Here is a 22301-nt window from a genome sequence, read left to right as displayed (position 1 = left end):
GTGAACGCCATCCTGCCAGAGGGCATCCGGCGGGCAACGGGACCATCCACGCTAACGGGCCCTCCGGGGTCGAGAACCACCGGTACGGTACGAATCGTCAGGGAACGAGCTCGTGCGGCGCCACCCCACCTACCTGCGGGTACGCCGATCCAGGCTCGGCCTCGCTACGACCCGAAACGCCAGGAACCGTCGCCTATATCGATGCGATCGTTACGAAATCTTCGAGTCCGGCGAGGTCAGCGCCGTTTCGGGTATAGATCGTGGCGCCGTGGGCGTGGGCGGTCGCGGCGATCAGCAGATCCATGACCCGGGCACGTGGCTGCCGTCCGGCCGCCACCACCAGCGAGGCTAGGCGCGCATAGCTGTCAGCCACCGCGTCATCGACGGGCAACGGGTCGAAGCGCCGCTCGATGGCGCTCAGCCGGGACAACCTCGCCGCACGGGTCTGGTCGTCCTTGGCGACGAGGACCCCGAACTTCAGCTCGGCGATGCTGGCGATACTGATTGCCAGCTCCCCCGGGATCGGGGTGACATCATTGGCGATCAGGACACTAGTGTCGAGGACGCCACGGCTCACCGTCCCCGCCACGGATCATCGACGGTGTGGTCGACCAGGTCGCGATCGTGCGCCCACTGCTCGTCAACCGGCTGCGCGTAGATGTCGGCGATGTCGTCCCAACGTCGCCATGCCCGGGTGCCGACCGGGCCGAGCGTCGCCGCGGGGCGGCCTGCCACGGTAATGGTGACCTGCTCACCAGCCTGGGCGCGGCGTACCAGCTCGCTCGCGTTTTGCCGCATCTCCCGGAGCCCCACTTCGCCCATCCCGCCACGGTAGCACAAGTGCTACCGTGCGGCCGGGCCCTCCTGCGATCGGCGCTCACGTCGTCTCGTGGCTTCGCGCTCTCCGGCGGGGCGGTCATGGTTCGCGGTCAGCGGCGGGTTACGGGACTGGCGGGGACGGCCGCTGCTGGTCGCCGACGCAGCTCAGGCAGCGCAGACGGTCGGGACGGCGCACGTGGTGAGCCGATCGCAGCTTCACCAGGCACTGCGGGCGCCACTGCCCGACGAGTTGCTGGCCAGCATTCTGATCGACCGTGGCAGCGGCGGTAGCCGACAGCCCTCCCGGGCCCGCAGTTGCTATTCGGCAACAGGATTTGCCAGTTTGGGTCCGCCCTCGTCACCATCGCTGCAGCTGACCAGACGAATCGGAAGGGGCAACGGATGGCATCCGAGTTCGGCAAGGAGTACTGGGAGCAGCACTGGCAACAGGCGAACGCCGACCGCTCAGGGTCCATGGGCGGGAACCCACCGAACCCGTACCTCGACCGTGAGCTCAGCCACCTGGTGCCGGGCACAGCCCTGGACGCCGGCTGCGGCACCGCCGCCGAGGCGAGCTGGCTGGCCCTGCGCGGTTGGCAGGTGACCGCGGCCGACATCTCGGCGCAGGCGCTCGCCCGCGCCGCCGAACGCGCGGCGGCCAGCGGCGCGTCCGAGCGTATCCAGTGGGTCGAGGCGGATCTGAGCGTCTGGGATCCGGGCACGCGGTTCGACCTGGTCACCACCTTCTACGCCCACCCGGCGATGCCGCAGCTGGAGTTCTACGACCGGATCGCCGGATGGGTGGCGCCCGGCGGGACCCTGCTGATCGTCGGTCACCTGCACACCGCGGCCACCGATGACGGCCACGGCCGCGGCCACGGCCGCGGCCACGGGCACGGTCAGGGCCACGGTCAGGGCCACGGGCACGGCCAGGGGGCCGGGCATCATCCGCCCGCAGCGGCGTCGGCTACCGCCGCGGCCATCACCAGGCGGCTGGACGCGGCAGCCTGGCAGGTCGTCACCGCCGAGGAGCTTCACCGGACGCTTGTCGGCCCCGGCGGCGCCGAGGTCCCCCTCAACGACGTCGTCGTACGCGCCACCCGGCGCCACTGAACCAGCGCCGCACACCCGTGTCCCTCAGCTAAGTCGGCTAAGTCGGCGCTGCCACGGATGGTCGGCGGCCAGCTCTCCCTCGAGGAGATCGCGCTGCCGACCGTCAAGGTAGGGAATGACCTCGGCTGCGTCCGCCTCGTCCTTCGCCCGCAGGCCCTTGCTCTTGTAGAGCAGCTGCAACTCCGGAGCCAGGTACGGGACGCCGTCGGTGGTCGTCAACACGGCCGTTTCCCAGGGCACCTGGACCGACTGGTCCCTGCGATAGATCCAGTGCTGGTCCGAGCCTTCGCCGATGGTGATGTCGAGAATCCACGGCCCGTCCGGTGCGCGGCGACACCACAGGTTGTTCTGGTGCTGGTCGAGCTGCAGTGGCTCACCCCGCCACGGGGTAAGCACCCCAGCGGCTGCAATATGGACGTCCCAGCCGGTCAAGAAGTCGTAAAGCTGGGGAAGGTCGGTGCGCACCACTCCGACATCGGTGTCTTCGTGCTGTCGCCAACTCCGCCCAAGGTGCAGATCGAGCGCGTGACCGCCGCTGATCCACCAACGAAACCGGGCCGCGGCGAAACAGTGGACGGCAGACGGCAGGTCGAGCGGCTGCCAGGGACCGTAGGCCGCCGGCGCCATTACGCCATCGCCTGCGCGATCTCCTGAGCTGGGTACGGGGTTTCCCGGCTCTCCCCGAACAGGTTCCAGTAGAAGTCGTTCAAGATGGCCACGGCCGGCGCATGCCGGCTGATCAGCTCGGCGACCGGTTCGGGGACACCGGTGGGGCTGGCTCCCTTGGCACACCGGCGGAGGTAGTCGTAGCGTTCGGCGGGCTCGGGGATCCCGACTATGTTGGCGACCATCCAGTTGAGCAGCTCTCTCACCGCGTAACACGAATCGTGGTCGGTGTTCCGGGCGAGGAAGTCACGCTCGGCATCGGACAGATCGAAGTGGGGCGAGTTCGCCAGGCCGAAATCGGCGAGGTAGAGCCGGTCTCCGTCGGTCAGGACGTTGCGGAAGTGGGCGTCGAAGTGCAGCAGGCCGTTGGCGTTCATGAAGCCGACGTCGGCGCGCAGAGATCGCGCCACCATGGCACAGGCGGCCGCAACGGCGTCGGGGCCGCCAGCGAGTCGGTCGGCCAGCCAGCTGTCCAGACGGTGCGGGACGTGCTCCAGAAACAGCACCACGCTCGCCGACGCCTGGCCGAGGGCCTCCAGCCGCCGCCGCACCGCCGCCGAGCCGTGCCAGTACGCGACGACCCGGTCGATGTCGGCGAGCTCCTCGGAGAGCGGCGCCGCCCCCGGCAGCACCCGCCAGTGGTAGAGCAGGGGGAAAGCCTCGGATCGCTTGGCGAGCACCCAGTTTGTGGTCATGGCGCTCGCCGCGACCTCCCGCCAGGCGCCGAAGCCACCGCTGGCGTGGGCCACAACCCCGTAGTGGCAGCAGTTGGGCAGGCCGAACAGGTTCGCAGTGGACATAATGTGGTCCGGGTCGCGCTCCAGGTCGGTCAACGGGATCCGCTTCACGAAGACCGGGGCGCCGGCGATCTCCAGCAACGCCGAGGTGCCGCCGACACCGGACCCGGTCGCTGGGGCCGCGGCCACGAGCCGACCAAGCTGGCGATCGTCGAGCAGCGCCAACGCGGTCGACACATCGCCGTACTTGACCACGCGGGCCTGGTGAGACTCACTCACCCCGAAAGCGTACGCCGGCCCCCGCCCGGGCCCTCGGCCCCGCCCGGGGGCTAGTCGGCGATCTCGGCCACGGCTACGACGCGCTCCATCCGCAGCCGGCAGAGCAGCTCGTCCGGCCCGGTGTTGCGCGCTCCGTACTCGTCGACCCGGTCCGCGGGCACGTAACGCTCGGCGATCCGGGTGTTCCAGTCGAGCAGGTCGGCGGGGCTGAGCGTCACCCGTACCGGGCCTCGGACGGTGACAAAGGTGTAGGGGAAAGCCTCGCCGTCGACAGCGAGGGCCGCCCGCGGGTTGGCGCGGAGGTGACGCCCCTTGCGGCTGTCGTTGCCGGTGACGAAGACCAACTCTTCGCCGTCGACCAGAAACCACACCGGCGCCACGTGGGGGTTGCCGGACGGTGAAGCGGTCGCCAGCTTCCCCGTACGCGTGCCGGCGGCGAGAAACGCGATCGCCTCGTCCCTTGCCATCTCCCACACTCCGTCAGCGTACCGCCGACAGTTTCCGCAGGTGCGGGTCTTCGCAGCCCGGGCTCGCTACCGAGTTGTCCGCGCCGGGCGCTGGTGATGTCAGGCCAACTGCCGGCCCGGCTTGCGATATCCGGTCTCACCCGCATATTGTTGACTGACCAGTCAGTCATAAAGGAGCCGACCGATGCCGAGACAGGTGGACCGGGCAGCCCGGCGGGAGCAGATCCTCGCCGCGGCCGTGCAGGTCTTCGCGGAGAAGGGGTTCGCCGCGACCAGGGTGGACGAGATCGCCGCCGCGGCAGGCGTCGCCAAAGGCAGCGTCTACCTCTACTTCGACAGCCGCGAGGCGATCCTGACAGCCGCCTTCGCCGCCTACGCGGAACGCTCCCGCGAGATCCTGGCCGCGGCCGCCGCCGACCCCGGCGCCCCGCTGACCCGACTGGAGACGCTGATCCGGTCGGTGCTCGCACTCGTGTCGAGCGACCCGCAGCGGACCCGACTGTTGGTCGACTTCTGGGCCGCCGGCATCCAAAACCTGCCACGGCTTGAGATCGCCACCGTCTACCAGGATTACCGCGCCACCGTCACCGACCTGCTCCAGCAGGCCGCGGCCGGCGGCGACCTCCGGACCCCCGCCACTGAGGCGTACGCGGCGGTGGTGGTCGGGGCAGTGGAAGGCTGCCTGCTGCAATGGCTGGTCGACCCGCAGCTGCCGATCGATGAGCTGGCCGACCCGCTGATCGACCTGTGCCAGCACGGACTCCGGAACGCACCGAAGTGACGGCCCCGGCCTCCCCCGCCCCGGCCGGCCTCGCCCGGATCGACGCCTTCCTGGTCGCCCCACAAGCGACCGGCGGCGAACGCGCCATCACCTACCTCGCAGCGGTCGCCGGCGGCGGCCTCGCGCTGGCGTTGGCGGCGACGGCCGGTCTACCGGCGCTGGCGCTGCTGGTGATCACGCTGGTGGCGGTCGACGCGGTGGGCGGGGCGGTCGCCAACGCCACCGGGTCGGCGCAGCGGTGGTGGCACCGGCCCGGCCGCACCCGCACCCACCAGCTCGGGTTCGTCGCCGCCCACGGTCAGCCGTTCCTGCTCGCGGCGACCGTGCCCGGGTTCGGGTGGACGGCGGCCACGGCGGTGTACGCGGTGGCGGTCGCGGGCGCGGTCCTGGTGCTCGTCGCGCCGTCGGAGCTGCGGCGGCCGGTCGGGTTCGCCGCCACCGTACTCGGGGTCACGGTGCTGACTGCGCTGGCCGACATTCCGACCGCACTGGCCTGGTTCGCCCCGGTGCTACTCATCAAGCTGCTCCTCGCCCACCTGCTCCCCTGGCGTTCCCCCTGGCGTTCCCCCTGGCGTTGATCATGGGGTTAGGGACCTGAATTGCCCCGGACCATGTACCTAGGTCCATGATCAACTCTTGGTGTGGGCTCGCAGAAATGCGTAGGCACGGGCGCGCATCTCCGGCGTGAAGACATGCCCCGCGTCGTAGTGTGCGAACTCAACCCGGTCGCCGAGGGTTTCCCTCGCGCTGGTAAACAGCTCCACCGCGCTGCGGCTCCACTTGTCCGCCGTGCCCGCAGAGATGAGCAATGCTGCGGATTCGCCAAACTGGGCGATCACGTCCTCGAGATCGTTCGCCGCGGCGAAGCCCGGGATCACGAACTCCGCTTGCAGACCCGTGTCATGGGTGTACGAGTCACGAAACGGGATGCATCCACAGTGGGACACCGCGGCAATGATGCGGTGGTCGAAGGCCGGAGCCCACAGCGCCATCCGCCCGCCGTACGAGTGACCGATGAACCCGACCCGCTGCGGGTCCACATCCGCCCGCGACATCAGGTAGTCGATCCCGACCGAGATGTCGTGCAGGCACGCGGTGAGTAACGTCTGCCCCTGCACCAGGCGGGTGGCCGACTCGAACCACGAGACGTTGGCGGAACGGTCCGGGCTCCAGTTCCGCTCCTCGAAGCCGATGGCGTCGGGGGCGATGGTGATGAAACCCGCTGCTGCCAATTCGTGGGCGTACGCCTGGTCTGGGTCGCCTGCCAGGCCCACCACCTCGCTCTTGCCAAGGTCGAAGCGCGCGGCGTGCTGATGGTGGCAGAAGACCGCGGGCACCGGCCCGGGAGCGCCCTTGGGAACGCAGATGTAGGCCGAGACCCGGTGCTCGGCAGTCACCGCGTAGCTGACCTTCTCCCGCACGTAGCGACCGCAGTCCACCTGCTCCAGGCGTTCGGGCGCAAGCGGCACCGACTCCGGCCAGGGGCCGAGGAACTCACCGAAGGCGGCGGCGCCCCGGCTCGAACTCCTGGTTCCTGCATGGCGTGACATGGCGCTGATGATGGCACGATCGGCACCCACTCGCGCCGGTTGACCATGGGGTTAGGGACCTGAATTGCCCCGGACCATGTACCTAGGTCCATGATCAAGCCCGGAAGTGGCCCGGTTAGAAGAGGGTGGCGGGGTGGGCGGGGAGCGGCTCGGGGAGCGGGTCCAGTTCGGGTACCCGGGCGCGGACCTCGTCGTAGAAGCGGCGGGCCAGCTCCGGGGCCTCGGCGTTGTCCGGGGTGTGGATGAAGACAGTCGGCGAGCGGCCCTCACGCAACCACCCGGCCACCACCGCGACCCACCGCTGCCAACCCTCGACCGTCGCGGTCGCATCGTCGCGGCCGAGGTACCGGACGACCGGCCGGTCGGTCAGCGCATCCGCCCGCAGCGGCAGCCGCGGCTTCTTCGTCCAGGCCTCCCGCTCCTCGTCACTCGTCGGCGGCTGGGCGAAGAACACCGTGGTGTCGAACGGGATCCACTCCGTCGACGTGGCCGCGAGCGCCCGTTCCAGCAGCTGGGCGGCGCGCGGTTCGACGAAGAAGTCGCGGTGGCGGACCTCCACCGCGTACCGGTAGTTGCTGGGCAGCCGGCGCAGGAAGCCGGCCAGCGCCGGAACGTCGCCGGGGGCGAACGAGCCCGGGAGCTGAATCCACAACGCGTGAGTACGCGGGCCGAGCGGTTCGATCGCGGCCAGGAAGGTGGCTAACTCGGCTTCGACATCGGTGAGCCGCCGTTCGTGGGTGATGGCCTTCGGCAGCTTGACGACGAACCGGAACTCCGGGTCGGTCTGCCGCGCCCAGGTGACCACGGTCTCCCGGCTGGGTGTCGCGTAGAACGTGGTGTTGCCCTCGACCGCGTTGCACCAGCTGGCGTACGCCTGCAGCCGCTCGGTCGAGGGCAGCGGATGGGCGACGTAGCGACCGTGCCACGACTTGTGTGTCCACATCGCGCAACCCACATGTAACCGCACGCCGCGAGCGCTCCTCCCGGTCGGCGGCGCCCACCGGCCCGGGCGCCCTGGCCGGCTTGATCATACGGTGCCGGGCTCCCCGACTTCCGCCGTTGGTGGGCTGCAAGGTCAAGGTGAAGATCTGGCTGCCCCACGACCAGTTACTCACCTTGACCTTGAACCATCTGAGCGGCGGCGAGGACCTCGGCCAGCGGGGTGGTCGGTCGCCCCAGCAACCGGCGCAGATCGCCGCTGTCGGTGGTGAGGTAGCCGCGGGCCACGTTCAGGTCCGAGTCGGCGATCAGCATCGCCTGCGGCTCCGGCATCCCCTGGCCCGCCAGGGTCGCGACGTATTCCCGGACCGGCAGATCCTGGTAGACGACCTGGCTGCCGGCCTGCCGGCCGATCTCGTCGGCGAGCTGCGCCATCGTGAACGGTTCGTCGCCGCCCAGCTCGTAGATTGTGTCGTCGGCCGGCGGGTCGGTCAGCACCGCCGCCGCTGCCGCGGCGTAGTCGGCGCGGGGAGCGGCGGCGATCTCGCCGTCGCGGGCGCAGCCGGGCAGGACCCCGGAGGAGGTCACCTCGGCCAGGTTCTGCGTGTAGTTCTCGGTGTACCAGCCGTTGCGCAACACCACGTGCCGCAGCCCGGACTCGGCGATCAGCAACTCGGTGGCGCGGTGGTCGGCCGCGATCAGCATCGGGTTGCGCTGGGCGTGCAAGGCACTGGTGTACGCGAAGAGCTCCACTGCGTGGTCGACGGCCGCACTGACGACGTGCAGATGTTGGGTCATCCGCCGGCTCGGATCGTTAGCGGAGATCAGTAGCAGCCGCCGGACATCCGCGAACGCGGTGGCGAGCGTCTCCGGCCGGTCGTAGTCCGCCTGCCGGACCTGCACCCCATGCTCGGCGAACTCGGCCGCCCGCGCCGGATCCCGTACTGCGGCGACGATCCCGTCGGCGGGTACGCCCTGGGCCAGCAGCGCGGCGACGACCCGCCGGCCCAGCTGCCCGGTGGCGCCGGTCACCGCGATGGTCATGTCAGCCCCTGCCCGGTCTGGTGCCGCACTTGCCGCGCCACCCCGGAAGACAACGATCGCGGCACGGCCAGCGCCACGGCCGTCGCCGCAGAAGCTGGCTCCGACCGGTGCTCCGCCCGCGGGCACCCTCGTGTTGATCATGGACTTAGGTACATGAACGGGGCCTGTTCATGTACCTAAGTCCATGATCAGCGCGGGTAAGCGCAGCGCGGAAGACGGCGGGCGGTTAGGAGACGGTGACCTGGATGTTGTCGAAGCCGGCCTCGACCAGGCTTGGCGCGCCCTCATCCGCCGCCTGGACCAGAATCCGGATGTTCTGCCCCGCGTACGCGGACAGGTCGACCGTCGCCTGCGACCAGGCCGCCGGCCGGTTGGTCGCCGCGCCCGCCTGGTTCAGCACCACGGTCGTGCCGCCGTTGTGCTGGACGCTCACCCGGAAGTAGTCGTCCGGGCCAGAGTTGTTGAGGTGCGCCAGGTACCACGAGAAGGTCAGGGTCGCCGCGCCCTGCGCCGGCAGCGAGATCACCGGCGAGCGGGTGGTGGTCACCCCGTCGTCGACATCGTGGTCGCCGGGGCTGTTGCCCGCGGCGGCCCCGGTGACCAGCATCTGGCCGCCGGCGACCGGGGTCCCCAGCTGCAGCGGCAGGCCGTTCCAGCTGGTCGCCTGCGGCGCCGCCCGCTCCCACTGGCCAGCAGTGGCGGTGTCGGTGCCGGCCGGGTCGCGGGTCCAGCCGGTGCTGGTGGTGAAGTCGTCGGCGAAGAGCACCTGACCCCCACCGCCGTTACCCGAGTCGCAGTACTCGTCCTCCTTGTTGATCGCCCGCCAGGGACAGTCGGCGTACTCGGTCAGCAGCAGTACCGCGTCCCGGTTGCGCGCAGTCTCGGCCGGAATGACGCTGTCGGGTGGGTAGAAGCCACCACCGCTGGCGCTGGCCGGAAACATCTCGAAGGTGTAAGCGAAGATGCCCTGGTTGGCCCACATCCAGTCGATGCTGACCCCGGAGGCGACGTAGAGCTGTGAGGCCTGCATCGGCTGGTAGCCGTTGCTGCCCGCCATCTCCGCGCCGATGGCCTGGAAGGTGTCCCGGGCGTCCGCGTTCAGGCCGGGCGCCAGGCTCGCGCTGGTGTAGCCGTACGGCCAGAGCACCAGCTCGGAGTAGGTGTGGAAGTCGATGTTCATGGTGATCCGCTGCTCGCCGTCGACGATCCGGCTGAGTACGAACTGCCGGTAGGCCTCTGCCTCGGGGGCGGAGAAGGGCGCCGAGCCGCGGTACGTCGCCGAGCTGGGTGAGCCGGAGGAGCCGCTGCCGCCCCACTGGTGGCCGAAGTTGCGGTTGAGGTCGGTGCCGACGGCGGAGGTGCCCGGATTAGGTTGCCGGTTCTTCCGCCAGGACCGGAACGACCCGGTGGCGATGTCCCACTCGCCGCCGTCCGGGTTGACCTGCGGCATGATCCAGATGACCCGGTTGTCCACCAGGTCGGTGATCTGCGGGTCCACCCCGTACTCTTCGGTGAACATCCGCATCAGATAGATCGCCATCTCCACGGTCAGGTGTTCGCGGGCGTGCATGCCCGCGCTGAGCAGCACCTCGGGCTTGCCCAGGTCCTGGCCCACCGGGCTGGAGATCTTCATCGCGATCAGGTCCCGCCCCTCGTGGGAGGTGCCGTAGCTGTGCCGTTGCGCGATCGTGGGGTGGGCGGCGACCAGGTCGTCGACGACCGAGTTCAGTTCGGCATAGGTGTGGTAGTTGCCGTAACCGGGCGGGTAGTTCTCCGGGTAGCCGGGTGCCGGGGTAACGGACGGCACCCGTTCCGGTGCGAAGCCGAGGGCCCGGATCGCCTGCACTTCCGCCGGGGTGGCGGTGACGAAGACCTTGCCCCGATCGACCTCGTCGACCGCCGCGCCGGTGGCGGCGACCGCGTCGACATCGTCGAAGGTCTGCGGGCCGGTCACCAGATACTGGGCGGTGCCCGGGTCGGCGGTCTCGTCGGCGGGGCTGGCCCCGGCGGGGGTGGCGGCCAGGGCGCCGGTGGCGGTGAGGACGACGGCGACCAGGCCGGCCAGCCGACGCCGGATGGGGACACTCAGGAGTCGGGGGGTGGGAAGCTGCATGGTGACCTCCGGGGGTGACGGGTCGAGGGTGGACCCGCGGATAGGTCAAGTGCAGCAGCAATCGCCCGGTCACTACAAGTTGTCAACCATGCCGGTTTAGTCATATCGACGGCGGTGGGGTGCCCCGCGGTGCGGACCGCCGGTCAGCCGGTGACCCGGGCGATGGTGAGCCCGTCCCACCCCTTTACGCCGACGGTCTGCAGTGTGGTCGCGGACAGCCTGGGCTCGGCCGCGACCCGGGCCAGGAAGTCCCGGGCGCCGCGGACATTTTCGTCGTCGCTGGCCGCATCGAGGATCCGCCCCTGCCGGACCACGTTGTCGGCCACGATCACGCTGCCCGGCCGGGTCAACCGCATCGTCCACTCTAGATACTGCGGGTAGTTGGCCTTGTCGGCGTCGATGAAGATCAGGTCGAACGGCGGCTCCCCGGCCTGGACCATCGCCGCCAACGTCGTCAGCGCCGCCCCGACCCGGATCTCCACCCGGTCGGCCAGATCGGCGCGGTCGAGGTTCTGCCGAGCCACCTCGGCGTGCTCCGGGGCGGCCTCCAGCGTCACCACCCGACCGGCGGCACCCACCCCGCGGGCCAGCCAGGTAGTGCTGTAGCCACCGAGCGTGCCCAGCTCCAGCACCCGGGTGGCGCCCTGGATCTGAGCCAGCAACATCAGCAGTTTGCCCTGATTGGGCGCGACCTCGATCGCCGGCAGCCCGGCCGCCCGGCTGGCGGCCAGCCCGTCGGTCAGCACCGGCTCCGCCGGGACCAGCAGGTCGCTCAGGTACTCGTCAACTGCGCTCCACGCTTCGTTACTCATGCGCACCAGTCTGCCTCAGCCGGGCCGTCAGGCCCGCTTGACCGCGATCGTCTCGACGATGTTGGCGACGTGTTCGAAGGCGTCGCAGGCCGCCTCCAGCTCATCGGCGACCTCCTTCATCTTCAACACCGTCAGCGCGTCGTACTCACCGGAGAACAGCCGCACCAGCAGCATCCGGTAGGCCCGATCGCCTTCGTTCTCCAAGCGATTGCACTCTATCCAGTACTCGCGCAGCTCCCGCATGGTGCGCAGCCGCGGCATCGCCGCCGCGGTCAGCTCGGCCTGCTGGGTGAGCGCGTCCACCAGCTCGTGGATCTCGCGCGGCAACGCCGGCAGCTTGGTCAGGCCGTAGAGGTAGACCAGGGTGCCGGCCGCCTCGAGATGGTCCATCACATCGTCCAGCGTGGAACCGAGGCGGTAGATGTCGGCCCGGTCCAGCGGCGGCCGACGGGTCGAATTGATCTTGTTGTAGATCTCGTGCGCGATCTGGTCGCTGTCGTGCTCCAGCTCCACCAGCCGCTCGCTGACGGACTGCACATCGACCCCGGGCAGCGCCAGCTCAGCTAGCAGGTGCGCACCGGTCACCAGGTTCTGCGCCGAGCGGGTGAACAGCTCGTAGAACCCATCGTCCGGCCGGTAGCGACGCCATCTCACCATGCCAACCTATCCCTTACCTGGCCCGGTCCCCCACTGCGCCGTGGCCGCCAGCCGGCGCTGGAACTCCGCCACGTCGACAGTGGCCGGCGGATAGCGCAACCCGAGGTCCCGGCAGGTCGCCAGCAACAGCTCGGTCACCGCCCAGTCCCTATACCACTTTCGGTCCGCCGGGACCACATACCACGGCGCGGCGTCAGTGCTGCACCGCGCCAACAGCTCGGCGTACGCCTCCTGGTAGTCGCCCCAACGGGTACGTTCATCGAGGTCGGACGGGTCGAGCTTCCAATGTTTCGCCGGATTGGCGAGCCTCGCCGCCAACCGTTCGGTCTGCTCGCGGTAGGACAGGTGCAGCATCACCTTCACGATCGTCACACCGCCGGCGACCAGCTCCGATTCCCACTGGTTGATCTCGTCGTACCGCCCCCGCCAGACCGACTCCGGCACCAGCTGGCGCACCCGGGCGATCAGCACATCCTCATAGTGGGACCGGTCGAACACCCCGACCTGACCAGCGGACGGCAACGCCCGCGCCACCCGCCACAGGAAATGCCGCTCCCGCTCCTGCTCGGTGGGCGGCCCGAACGCGGTCACCCGCAGCCCGATCGGGTTCATCGCCCCCACCACCCGCCGGACCGTCCCGCCCTTCCCGGAACAGTCCATGCCCTGCAACACCAGCAGCACCCGCCGCCGGGCCGCAGCCGACCCGGGCGCCGCCGTCTTCGCGCTGGCGAAGAGCATCTCCTGTTGCCGCGCCAACTCCCGGCCCAGCTCCGAGCGCCGCTCACGAGCCCACTGTTTGCCCTGCTCAGCCGTTAGGCCGGGGCGGCTCCGCGGGTCGACCGCGGCGAGCTCGACCCCGCCCGGACCGGCCCGCAGCAGCCGTCGAAGATCCGCACCCATGCCCTCGATCATCCCGCAGATCGGCCATCATGGGGTCATGACCCCGGCCTCGTTCGACTTCGAGCGCCACCGTCAGCACCTGCTCGGGGTCGCGTACCGGATCTTCGGCAGCTGGGCCGACGCCGAAGACGCGGTCCAGGAGGCGTGGCTGCGGTGGGACGCGACCCTGCGGGACGGCGCCGAGCTCGACAACCCGCTGGCCTGGCTCACCACCGTCACCGCCCGCATCTGCCTGGACCAGCTCCGCTCCGCCCGGGTACGCCGGGAGGCGTACGTGGGTCAGTGGCTGCCGGAGCCGGTGGTGACCAAGCTGCCCGGCCCCGGAGCCGGCACGGACCGGGTCAGCGACCCGGCGGAGCTGGTGACGCAGACCGACCAGGTCAGCTATGCGCTGCTGGTGGTGCTGGAGCGGCTCTCCCCGGAGCAGCGGGTAGCGTTCGTGCTACACGACGTGTTCGCGGTGCCCTTCGACGAGATCGCCACTTTGCTCGCCACCAGCCCGGCGGCGGCCCGGCAGCTCGCCTCCCGCGCCCGGCGCGCGGTCGCCGCCCCGGCCACCCCCCGGCACACCGCCGACCTGGCCGAACAGCGGCGGGTGGTGACCGCGTTCGTCACCGCGGCGCAGGCCGGCGACATCGACGGCCTGGTAGCGGTGCTGGCGCCGGACGCAGTGGCGATCGGCGACGGCGGTGGGGTGATCCCGGCGGCGGCCCGGCCGGTGGTCGGGGCGCTGCCGGTGGCCCGCTTCCTCGCGGGCCTGTTCCGGCGCTACTACGCGGACGTCGACGCCGAGTCGGTGCTGATCAATGGCGGGCTCGGGTTTGTCGCCGAAACCCAGATCAGCGGTGCCCGAGCGCGGGTGACCATGTCGTTCGCGATCGCCGACGGCCGGGTCACCGGCGTCTTCAACCAGCTGAACCCGGCCAAGCTGAGCCGGGTGCCGGCTCCCCGGCCGGGCGCCGGCTGGCAGCTGCCGGACTGGCGGTGACCGGCGTGCCGACCGCCTGCTAGCCCCCGTCGACCTGGGCCAGGAAGGGCAGGTAGCCGGTGGCGAACGGCTGGGTGCCGTCGCCGAGGGCGGAGCCCAGCCAGGTCGCGGCCGCGCGGGCCGGGGCGACCACCTCCGCCGGGTAGCCGAAGCTCTCCCGGTGGGCGGCGAACTCCTCCTCGTCGCGCAGCTCCACCAGGCCCGAGCCGCGCCGGCGCACCACATCCAGGTCGAGATCGATCAGGTCGACCAGGTCGTCGCCGGTCCACTCCGCCGGGCTGGTGATGTCACAGTAGACCTCGCTGGTCCGCGGCGGTGGGTTGAACATCGCCGTCCACCATCGCTGCCGGGGAACCAGCAACACGAACGGGATCTGCTCGACCGACGGTCGGCCATGGTAGATCGACGCGGTGCCCGCATCCACGCCGAGCCAGGTGCCGTGCTCGTCGTCGGCGAGCCGGCGCGCCGGGTAGTCCCGGTGCGCTGTGCCGTCATACTTCCGGTACCGCACCCGCACGACCTCTGCCACGGTGGCTACGTTACCGGGGGGTGCCAGACGAGCTCCGAAGGCACGACCCGGACCGGGAACGGGGCCACCGCCTCGAACGGCTCATCGCCCGAGACGTCCGCGACCTGCCGATAGCTCCCGTCAGCAGTGAGCCGCCAGGCGATCAGGCGCGCCTCCGCCGGGCGGGCGAGCGGGTCCACCACCCAGAACGCCGGGGTGCCGGCGCGACGGAAACGGTCGCGCTTGACGTTGAGGTCGATCAGCTTGGTGCTGGGCGAGAGCACCTCCACCGCCAGCGCTGGCGCGCTCGGCAGCCCACCGTCGGTAAGCTCGTCGACGCGGGCGACCAGCACGTCGGGGTGCAGCTCGGTGTCGTCGGCCAGAGTCACGGCGAACGGCGCCATCAGCACCTCGTGCTCGGCGGAGCAGGCGTCGTCCAGCAGGCGGTACAGCCGCCCGACCGCCCGCTGATGCAGCCGGCCCGGGGCGGCGCTCACGATGAGCACCCCGTCGACCAGCTCCCGGCGCCGACCGTCGTCGGGCATATCCGCCAGGTCGGCGCGCGTGAACGCCCGACCCGCTGACTCCACCGGCACGACAGACATGGTGACCACCATTGTTCCTCCCCGCGTCGCATGCCGCCACTGTCCGCACCGGGCAGCCTCACCGCAAACCAGCCGACTCCGGCCTGTGGACAACCGGCGGCCTGTGGACAACCGGCGGGGGTGTGGACAACTGCCGGCACCGCCCCGCTACCGGGTACGGTGTGGCGGTGACCGCCCCGCCCACCGTCAGCGCCGACGATCTGCCCGCTCTGGAGCACTCCGAACAGCTCGACGCGCTGCTGACCGCCGCGGTCTCGGCCGTGCCAGGGGGCACCACCCGGCCCGGCCAGCAGCTGATGGCCGCCGCGGTCGCCGGTGCGGTGGAGCGCAAGGAGCATCTGCTGGTGCAGGCGGGCACCGGCACCGGCAAGTCCCTGGCTTACCTGGTCCCCTCGCTGCTGGTGGACGGGCCGGTGGTGATCTCCACCGCGACCCTGGCGTTGCAGTCGCAGCTGGTGGACCACGACCTTCCCCGGCTGGTGGCGGCGGCGCAGCCGGTGCTCGGGCGGCGCCCCAGCTTCGCGGTGCTCAAGGGCCGCCACCACTACCTGTGCCTGGCCAAACTGGACGGCTCCACCGAGGAGGAGCCGGCCGACGCGCTCTTCGACGCCGGCGGCGCGGGCGGCGAGCCGAAGTGGATCGGCGAGTCCGGCCGGCTCGGCAAGCAGATCGAACGGATCCGCGACTGGGCCATGGAGACCAGCACCGGCGACCGGGACGAGCTCGACCCGGGGGTCGACGAGACCGCCTGGCGCCAAGTTTCGATGCCGGCGCGGGAGTGTGTCGGCGCCGCCAAGTGTCCCTGGGGCGCCGAGTGCTTCGCCGAGCTCTCGCGAGAGCGGGCCCGGGCGGCGGACCTGGTGGTCACCAACCACAGTCTGCTCGCGGTGGACATGCTCGCCGGCCGGCACATCGTCCCCCCGCACAAGCTCCTGGTGGTCGACGAGGCGCATGAGCTCGCCGACCGAGTCTCCTCCGCCGCGCAGGCCGAGTTGACCGCCGAGGCGGTCGACCGGGGGGCGCGGCGGTGCCGGACCCTGCTCGAGCCGGAGATCTACGAGGCGTTGGTGACCGCCGGGGACGCGCTCACGGTCGGCTTGGGTGAGGCCCCGGTCGGGCGGCTGGCGGGCCCACTGCCGGCGCCGCTGCACGAGGCGTGCACGCTGGTGGACGCGGCGACCCGGGCCGCGCTCACCGCGATCGGCGAGGTCAAGTCCGACGACCCGGAGGCGGTCGGCAAGCAGCCCGCCCGGGCCGCGCTGGAGGAGCTGTCCAGCACCGCGCAGCGGCTCATCGCCGCCGACGACGCGGATGTGGCCTGGGTGGAGAAGCCCACCGGGTTCGGCGGCGGGCGGCGGCAGCCCGCCCTGGTGGTGGCGCCGCTGTCGGTCGCCGGCACGCTCACCACGCATCTGTTCGAGGACCGGGTGGTGGTCGCCACCTCGGCGACGCTGGCGCTCGGCGGCGCCTTCGACACCGTCGCCCGGACGCTCGGGCTCGCCCCCGGCACCGGGCCGGCCGATGCCGGCGCCGGTTCCGGTGCGGGCGCCCTGCCCTGGCGGGGCCTCGACGTCGGTTCCCCGTTCGACTATCCGAAGCAGGGCATCCTCTACGTCGCGGCGCACCTGCCCCGACCAAAGGAGTCCGGGCTACCCGAGGCCTCGGCCGAGGAGCTGGTCCGGCTGGTCACCGCCCTCGGCGGCCGGACGTTGGGGCTCTTCTCGTCCCGCCGGGCGGCGGAGCGGGCCGCCGAGGTGCTGCGCAGCCGCACCAAGCTGGAGGTCCTGCTGCAGGGTGAGGAGTCGCTGCCGCTGCTGGTCCGCCGCTTCCGGGAAGACCCCGACAGCTGCCTGCTGGGCGTCATGTCGCTCTGGCAGGGAGTGGACGTGCCCGGCGACGCCTGCCAGCTCGTGGTCATCGACCGGTTGCCATTCCCCCGACCGGACGAGCCGCTCGCCGCCGCCCGGTCCGCCGCCGTGGACGCCGCCGGCGGCTCCGGGTTCGCCTCGGTCAGCGTCCCGATCGCCGCGGTCCGGCTCGCACAGGGCGCCGGCCGGCTGGTCCGCACCGGTGCCGACCGGGGAGTGGTGGCGGTGCTGGATTCGAGACTGCACACCGCCCGCGGCTACGGCTCCTACCTGCGCAAGTCGCTGCCGCCGTTCTGGTATACCACCGATCCAGCGGTGGTGACCGGGGCGCTGACCCGGCTCGCCGGGTAGCCGGGCCAGCGCGGCCCGGTCAGCCGCTCGACTCGGTAACGACCCGCGGCGGCGGATCCTGCGCCGGACCCGGTGGCGCGCCCGGCTCAGCTTCCCGGCGGAACCGTTCGTCCCGGTAGGAGTTGAGCCGACGGACCACCGCGTTCAGCACCGCCACGATCGGCACCGCCACCAGCGCGCCCATGATGCCGGCGAGCAGAATACCGGCGGTCACCGCGATGATCACCGCGAGCGGATGGATCCGCACCATCTTGCTGACGATGAACGGCTGCAGCACGTTGCTCTCCAGCTGCTGCACCAGCACCACGATGCCGAGCACGATCAGACCCTTGATCAGCCCTTCGGTGCCGGGCGGGCTGATCAGCGCCACCAGCACCGCCACCCCACCGGAGACGAAGGCCCCGACGATCGGCACGAACCCGCCGAGGAACACCAGCGCCGCCAGTGGCAGCACGAACGGCATCCCCATGGTCAGGTCCAAGATATACAGCCCGAGGCCGATCCCGAGCGCGTCCACGAACGCCACCATCACCGTCGCCCGGACGTAGCCGCCGAGCGCTCGCCAACCGCCTTCGCCGGCGTACGCCATGGGGGCCCGCGCTGGCGGCGGCAACATGCTGATCATGAACCGCCAGATCCGGCCGCCGTCCCGCAGGAAGAAGAACGTGATGACCAGGGTCAGCACCATGCCGGTCAGGAACTGGACGGTCCCGGTGACCGCGGCCAGGCCGACGTCGGTCAGCTGCTGGGTGTTCTCGTTGATCCAATCCTGGGCCTGGGTGACCAGATCTTCGAGATTGTCCTCGGTGAGCCCGACCGGCCCGTTCTCCAGCCAGTCCTGGAACTCACCGATCCCCGACTCGACCTCGGAGATCATGCCGGGCAGACCCGCGATGAACGCGTTCACCACCAGGTAGAGGGTCCCGCCGACCGCGGCCAGGCCGGCGACCACCACCAGCAGCGCCGCGAGCGACCGGTGTACATGGAGCTTCACCAGCCCGCGCTGGGCCGGCATCAACAGCCCGGCCAGCAACAGGCCGATCATGAGCGGCGCCACCAGCAGGAGGTACTGGTTGGCGATCCACAACAGCGCGTACGCGACCGCGGAGACCACGATCAACCGCCACGACCAGGCCCCGGCGATCCGCAGGCTACGCGGCACCGCCTCCTCGACAGTCGGCGGCGGCTCCGGGCCGGGCGGCGCCGGCGGCCCGGCCGCCGACTCCTCGCTCACCGGCCCCTGCGCGCCCGGCGCGGTCGCGTGCTCCGGTAATGCTGGCTGGTGCGCCATCCGCATCAGCGGCTCGTCGTTCGGCTGCTCCGCCCGCTGCCGGGCCGCGCGTACGCTCTCGCGGCCCGTCTCATAGGCCCTACGGATGTTCTGCCGCGCCTGTTCGAACCGGCCCACTGCCACCCCCCTCGTTTCGCCCAGGACTCCCTACGGTAGTCAACGTCGGCTACCCGGTACCGTCTGGACCGTGACCGCCGCACCTGAAACCGATACGGGTCTGCCAATCCGCCTGCTCCACGACCGGGTCCTGGTCCGGGTCGAGGGCGCCGAAGGGGAACGCCGCTCCACCGCCGGCATCGTCATCCCGGCCACCGCCTCGATGGGGCGGCGGCTGGCGTGGGCGACCGTGGTCGGGGTGGGACCCCACGTCCGCGCGATCGTCACCGGGGACCGGGTGTTGTTCGACCCCGAGGACCGCTCCGAGGTGGAGCTGCACGGGCAGGAGTACATCCTGCTCCGGGAGCGGGATGTCCACGCGGTAGCCGCCCAGCGGGTACAGCCGGACGCCACCGGCCTCTACCTCTGATCCGGTTCTTCGGGGTCACTAGGGCGGGACGACTGGTCTGACCCCGGCCCGCCGCCAGCGTCGGGCGGGTCGGACGGCTGGCCGCCGTACGACGGCCCCGACTGCCCGTGGCCCTGGTACGGCTGGCCCGACTGCCCGTACCCCGGGTACGGCTGGCCCGGGTGCTGCTGCCCCGGGTACGGCTGGCCCGGCGGGGGGTACCCAGGCTGGTAACCCGCGGGAGGGTGCCCAGGCTGCTGATAGCCCGGTTGCGGGTACCACGGTTGCTGGTGTCCGGCGGGAGGGTAACCGGAGTGGCCCGGGTATCCAGAATGGCCCGGATATCCGGAGTGTCCGGAGTAGCCAGGGTGCCCGAAGTGTCCCGGGTAGCCGGGGTAGCCGGAGTGCCCGGGGTATCCCCCGGCCGGCGGATAGCCCGGTGCGCCGTACCCCATCGGGTGAGTCGGCAGCAGCATCGGCAGCGGCATCACCGGCTCGGGCGGCGGTTCGACCCGCCGGGTCTCCCCATCCGGGAAGATGATCGTGTAGCCGTGGCCGTCCCACCGCGCCGACGGCACCGCCGTGTCCCGGCCGACATAGACCCCGCGGGCGGCGGCGATCTCCGAGAGCAGGGCGTGTTCCTCGGCGGCGGTTCGCGCCTCAGCGGTGGGTGTGGTGTCCAGGCCCCGGCGCACCCCATCGCGCAGCAGCGCCAGCCGGGTCGCGGCGTACTGAAACCGTCGCATCGCCTTTGCGCCCTCGTCACCGGCGACCCGACGGGCCCAGCGGCGGGCGCTGTGCCGGGCCGCGAGATTCTTCAGCGAAGCGACCTCGGGCGGCGACAGCCAGCCGGCGCGGACGTAGTCCGGCAGGGTGCGTTGCGTGACCTGGCCCTCCCGGGTGCGGATCCACAGCGCCAGGCCGATCATGCTGAGGAAGATCGGCACCATGACCGCCAGGTAGCCGTAGAGGAAGAGCGCCGGTTGGCCGGTGGCGCCGGCGCCGACCGCCATCAGGTTCCAGGCGGCGTGCAGCAGCATCGCCACCAGCAGCCCGGCCAGCGGGGCCAGCCAGCGAACCGCGGTGGAGGTGCTGCGGGCGGCGATCCCGAGCCCGATGCCGGCGGCGGCGGTGAAGAGCGGGTGCGCGAAGCCGGACATGAAGATCCGCGACACGAAGATCACGATGAGCATGAACACGCCGGTGGCGGGGCCGAATTCGTCCATGCCGGAGCGGTAGCCCACCCCGCCCAGGTAGAGGATGTTCTCCACCATGGCGAACCCGACGGCGGAGAGGCCGCAGTAGACGATGCCGTCGGTGATGCCGGAGATCGCTCGCCGCCGGAAGAGCAGCAGCAGGACCGGTGCGGCGAACTTGCCGATCTCTTCGATGACCGGTGCGACCAGCACCGCGACGAGTTCTTCGGGCAGGCCGGCGCCGGTGAAGATGTACGCGAACAGGGTGTTGACGCCGAGCGCCACGGCGGTGGCGACGAAGGCTCCCCAACCAAAGCAGAAAAGGAGGTAGCGGACCGGTTCTGGTTCGTAGCGGTCGAGCCATAGGAAGGCCAGGATCAGCACCGGCACCGGGATGATCGCGGCGATCAGCCCGACGATCAGGGCGTCTACGCCGATGTTCCAGCCGATGATGCTCAGCGTCGTGATCGCCGAGCCGGCGATCACGAAGATGGCCAGGCCGAGGACCAGTCCGCGGCGTACCGATCGCCGCCGGGACTGCGTATACGGCGGGGTCGGCGGCGGAACCGGGGGGTCTGGCTGCGCACTCACGCCCCGAGCCTACGACCCCACCGCACCGATCATGAACCAAGGCACATGATCAGCCCGGATTTGGCACCCAAACTCCATGATCAACACTGGGGGTAGGGTGGCCGGATGGGGAGCAGCACTCTCATCGACGCGCTGACCGGGGCGCTGCCGCCCGGCGCCGTGCTCACCGATCCGGACCTCCGGCGCAGCCACCAACGCGACGAGGCCGGGCTCTGCCCCGCTGGCCTGCCCGCCGCGGTGGTCCGCCCGACCACCACCGAGCAGGTGGCGACCACCATCACGCTCGCCGGCCAGTACGGCGTGCCGGTGGTGCCGCAGGGCGCCCGCACCGGCCTGGCCGGCGGCGCCAACGCCGGCGACGGCGCACTGGTGCTCTCGCTCACCAACATGGACCAGATCCTCGAGATCGATCCGCTCAACCGGCTGGCGGTCGTGCAGCCCGGGGTGGTCAACGCCGCCCTCGCACAGGCGCTCGCGCCCCACCGGCTCCGGTTCCCGCCCGACCCCGGCTCCTGGGAGTCGTCGACCATCGGCGGCAACGTCGCCACCAACGCCGGCGGCATGTGCTGCGTCAAGTACGGCGTCACCAGCGAGTACGTCCTGGGCCTGGAGGTGGTGCTCGCCGGCGGCGAGGTGCTGCGCACCGGCCGCCGTACCCCGAAAGGAGTCGCCGGCTACGACCTGACCCGGCTCTTCGTCGGCTCCGAGGGCACCCTCGGGGTGATCACCGAGATCACCCTGGGGCTGAAGCCGGCGCCGGCCGAGTCGCTGACCCTGGTCGCGGTCTTCGACACCACCGCAGCCGCCGGGGCGGCGGTCGCCGCGCTCACCGCCGCCGGCACCACCCCGAGCCTGCTGGAGCTGGTCGACCAGACCCACCTGGCGGCGATCGAGGCGTACCAGCCGATGGGGCTGCGCACCGACGCGGCCGCGCTGCTGCTGGTGGCGGTGGACACCGGGGCGAGCGCCGCCGCCGACCTCGCCATCGTGGAGCAGCTCTGCCAGCAGGCCGGCGCCGCCGAGGTGTACGCAGCCACCGACGCCACCGAGGCACAGGCGCTACTCGCGGCCCGGCGGCTCGCATACCACAGCATCGAGCACGCCGCGGCCAAGGCATTCCCGGGCGGTAACGGCGGCGTGATCGTCGACGACATCGCCGTCCCCCGGACCGCGTTGGCGGAGGTGCTGGACGGGATCGCCCGGATCGCCGCGGCGCGGCAGACTATGGTCGGGGTGATCGCCCACGCCGGTGACGGGAACCTCCACCCCAACATCGTGGTCGACCGGGCCGACCCGGACAGCGTCGCCCGGGGTCAGGCGGTCTTCGACGAGATCATGGAGCTGGCACTGTCGGTGGGCGGCACCAGCACCGGCGAGCATGGCGTGGGCCTGCTCAAGCGGCAGTGGTTGGCGCAGGAGCTAGGCCCGGTCGGCGGCCGGGTGCATCAGGCCATCAAACACGCGCTCGACCCTGACAATCTGCTCAACCCGGGCAAGGTGGTGCCGCCGCCCGGGTGACCG

General features: G+C 71.1%; 23 protein-coding genes. 7 read left to right on the top strand and 16 right to left on the bottom strand.

Annotated features, from left to right (window positions below; translation table 11 throughout):
• Positions 1-193: 193 nt before the first annotated feature.
• Both JQS43_RS01745 and JQS43_RS01740 read right to left on the bottom strand, forming a co-directional pair.
• The gene (locus tag JQS43_RS01745) at positions 194-577 is read right to left on the bottom strand and encodes a PIN domain-containing protein (protein WP_239677295.1); all 384 of its coding nucleotides are present in this window, start codon (positions 575-577) and stop codon (positions 194-196) included.
• Positions 574-822, bottom strand: a complete 249-nt coding sequence (locus tag JQS43_RS01740; RefSeq protein WP_239677294.1) for a type II toxin-antitoxin system Phd/YefM family antitoxin — start codon at positions 820-822, stop codon at positions 574-576. Before JQS43_RS01740 ends, JQS43_RS01745 begins: the two co-directional genes overlap by 4 nt.
• 399 nt (positions 823-1221) lie before the next feature.
• On the opposite strand from JQS43_RS01740, the gene JQS43_RS01735 reads away from it, so the two are divergent.
• Positions 1222-1932 (top strand): class I SAM-dependent methyltransferase, encoded by a 711-nt coding sequence (locus JQS43_RS01735; protein ID WP_239677293.1) that lies wholly within the window; start codon positions 1222-1224, stop codon positions 1930-1932.
• A 24-nt stretch (positions 1933-1956) separates the two neighbouring features.
• Here JQS43_RS01735 and JQS43_RS01730 read toward each other — a convergent pair whose 3' ends face one another.
• Genes JQS43_RS01730 through JQS43_RS01720 form a run of 3 tightly spaced genes read right to left on the bottom strand, consistent with a single transcriptional unit; the run spans position 1957 to position 4081 of the window.
• Positions 1957-2559, bottom strand: coding sequence for a nucleotidyltransferase domain-containing protein (locus JQS43_RS01730; protein WP_239677292.1), 603 nt, complete (start codon positions 2557-2559; stop codon positions 1957-1959).
• The gene (locus JQS43_RS01725; protein WP_239677291.1) at positions 2559-3614 is read right to left on the bottom strand and encodes a BUD32 family EKC/KEOPS complex subunit; all 1056 of its coding nucleotides are present in this window, start codon (positions 3612-3614) and stop codon (positions 2559-2561) included. The genes JQS43_RS01730 and JQS43_RS01725 overlap by 1 nt, the downstream gene beginning before the upstream one ends.
• Positions 3615-3664: 50 nt before the next feature.
• The gene (locus JQS43_RS01720) at positions 3665-4081 is read right to left on the bottom strand and encodes a PPOX class F420-dependent oxidoreductase (protein ID WP_239677290.1); all 417 of its coding nucleotides are present in this window, start codon (positions 4079-4081) and stop codon (positions 3665-3667) included.
• 184 nt (positions 4082-4265) lie between these two features.
• Here JQS43_RS01720 and JQS43_RS01715 point away from each other — a divergent pair, with 184 nt between their 5' ends.
• Positions 4266-4862, top strand: coding sequence for a TetR/AcrR family transcriptional regulator (locus JQS43_RS01715; protein ID WP_239677289.1), 597 nt, complete (start codon positions 4266-4268; stop codon positions 4860-4862).
• Positions 4829-5440, top strand: coding sequence for a hypothetical protein (locus tag JQS43_RS01710; RefSeq protein WP_239677288.1), 612 nt, complete (start codon positions 4829-4831; stop codon positions 5438-5440). Before JQS43_RS01715 ends, JQS43_RS01710 begins: the two co-directional genes overlap by 34 nt.
• 51 nt (positions 5441-5491) lie before the next feature.
• Here the strand turns inward: JQS43_RS01710 and JQS43_RS01705 are convergent, their stop codons facing one another.
• From JQS43_RS01705 to JQS43_RS01675, 7 genes are all read right to left on the bottom strand, one after another.
• The gene (locus tag JQS43_RS01705) at positions 5492-6412 is read right to left on the bottom strand and encodes an alpha/beta hydrolase family protein (RefSeq protein WP_239677287.1); all 921 of its coding nucleotides are present in this window, start codon (positions 6410-6412) and stop codon (positions 5492-5494) included.
• 115 nt (positions 6413-6527) lie between these two features.
• Positions 6528-7355, bottom strand: coding sequence for a DUF72 domain-containing protein (locus tag JQS43_RS01700; protein WP_239677286.1), 828 nt, complete (start codon positions 7353-7355; stop codon positions 6528-6530).
• Positions 7356-7519: 164 nt separating this feature from the next.
• Positions 7520-8395 (bottom strand): SDR family oxidoreductase, encoded by an 876-nt coding sequence (locus JQS43_RS01695; RefSeq protein ID WP_239677285.1) that lies wholly within the window; start codon positions 8393-8395, stop codon positions 7520-7522.
• A gap of 226 nt (positions 8396-8621) precedes the next feature.
• Entirely contained in the window at positions 8622-10508 is a 1887-nt protein-coding gene (locus JQS43_RS01690; protein WP_239677284.1) for a M14 family metallopeptidase, read from the bottom strand.
• 143 nt (positions 10509-10651) lie between these two features.
• Positions 10652-11320, bottom strand: a complete 669-nt coding sequence (locus tag JQS43_RS01685) for an O-methyltransferase (protein WP_239677283.1) — start codon at positions 11318-11320, stop codon at positions 10652-10654.
• A 27-nt stretch (positions 11321-11347) separates the two neighbouring features.
• Positions 11348-11977, bottom strand: a complete 630-nt coding sequence (locus JQS43_RS01680; protein WP_239677282.1) for a DUF47 domain-containing protein — start codon at positions 11975-11977, stop codon at positions 11348-11350.
• 6 nt (positions 11978-11983) lie between these two features.
• Positions 11984-12877: a PPK2 family polyphosphate kinase gene (locus JQS43_RS01675; RefSeq protein ID WP_239677281.1), complete on the bottom strand. Its 894-nt coding sequence runs from the start codon at positions 12875-12877 to the stop codon at positions 11984-11986.
• A gap of 37 nt (positions 12878-12914) precedes the next feature.
• Between JQS43_RS01675 and sigJ the strand changes: the two genes are divergently transcribed.
• Positions 12915-13865 carry an RNA polymerase sigma factor SigJ gene (gene sigJ / locus JQS43_RS01670; protein WP_239677280.1) on the top strand — a complete coding sequence of 317 codons (951 nt, stop codon included), beginning with the start codon at positions 12915-12917 and terminating at the stop codon, positions 13863-13865.
• Between the two features lie 19 nt (positions 13866-13884).
• Here the strand turns inward: sigJ and JQS43_RS01665 are convergent, their stop codons facing one another.
• Together JQS43_RS01665 and JQS43_RS01660 are read right to left on the bottom strand one after the other, a co-directional pair.
• Positions 13885-14394: a DUF402 domain-containing protein gene (locus tag JQS43_RS01665; RefSeq protein ID WP_239677279.1), complete on the bottom strand. Its 510-nt coding sequence runs from the start codon at positions 14392-14394 to the stop codon at positions 13885-13887.
• Between the two features lie 5 nt (positions 14395-14399).
• Positions 14400-14978: a Uma2 family endonuclease gene (locus JQS43_RS01660; RefSeq protein WP_239677278.1), complete on the bottom strand. Its 579-nt coding sequence runs from the start codon at positions 14976-14978 to the stop codon at positions 14400-14402.
• A 296-nt stretch (positions 14979-15274) separates the two neighbouring features.
• On the opposite strand from JQS43_RS01660, the gene JQS43_RS01655 reads away from it, so the two are divergent.
• A complete protein-coding gene (locus JQS43_RS01655; RefSeq protein WP_239679276.1) occupies positions 15275-17197 on the top strand; it encodes an ATP-dependent DNA helicase in 1923 nt (640 codons plus the stop codon).
• A gap of 19 nt (positions 17198-17216) precedes the next feature.
• Here the strand turns inward: JQS43_RS01655 and JQS43_RS01650 are convergent, their stop codons facing one another.
• Entirely contained in the window at positions 17217-18611 is a 1395-nt protein-coding gene (locus JQS43_RS01650) for an AI-2E family transporter (protein WP_239677277.1), read from the bottom strand.
• A gap of 64 nt (positions 18612-18675) precedes the next feature.
• Between JQS43_RS01650 and JQS43_RS01645 the strand changes: the two genes are divergently transcribed.
• Entirely contained in the window at positions 18676-19014 is a 339-nt protein-coding gene (locus tag JQS43_RS01645; RefSeq protein WP_239677276.1) for a GroES family chaperonin, read from the top strand.
• Here JQS43_RS01645 and JQS43_RS01640 read toward each other — a convergent pair.
• A complete protein-coding gene (locus tag JQS43_RS01640; RefSeq protein WP_239677275.1) occupies positions 19005-20780 on the bottom strand; it encodes a PrsW family intramembrane metalloprotease in 1776 nt (591 codons plus the stop codon). The two genes, JQS43_RS01645 and JQS43_RS01640, sit on opposite strands and share 10 nt — an antisense overlap.
• Before the next feature lie 105 nt (positions 20781-20885).
• Between JQS43_RS01640 and JQS43_RS01635 the strand changes: the two genes are divergently transcribed.
• On the top strand, positions 20886-22298 hold the full coding sequence (locus JQS43_RS01635; protein ID WP_239677274.1) for an FAD-binding oxidoreductase: 1413 nt from the start codon (positions 20886-20888) through the stop codon (positions 22296-22298).
• The last annotated feature ends 3 nt before the right edge of the window (positions 22299-22301 follow it).

Source organism: Natronosporangium hydrolyticum, assembly GCF_016925615.1.
In the GTDB taxonomy this organism is placed as follows: Bacteria; Actinomycetota; Actinomycetes; order Mycobacteriales; family Micromonosporaceae; genus Natronosporangium; species Natronosporangium hydrolyticum.
Note: the sequence above shows the minus strand (reverse complement) of the source record. Positions and strands in the feature narration are given on the sequence as shown.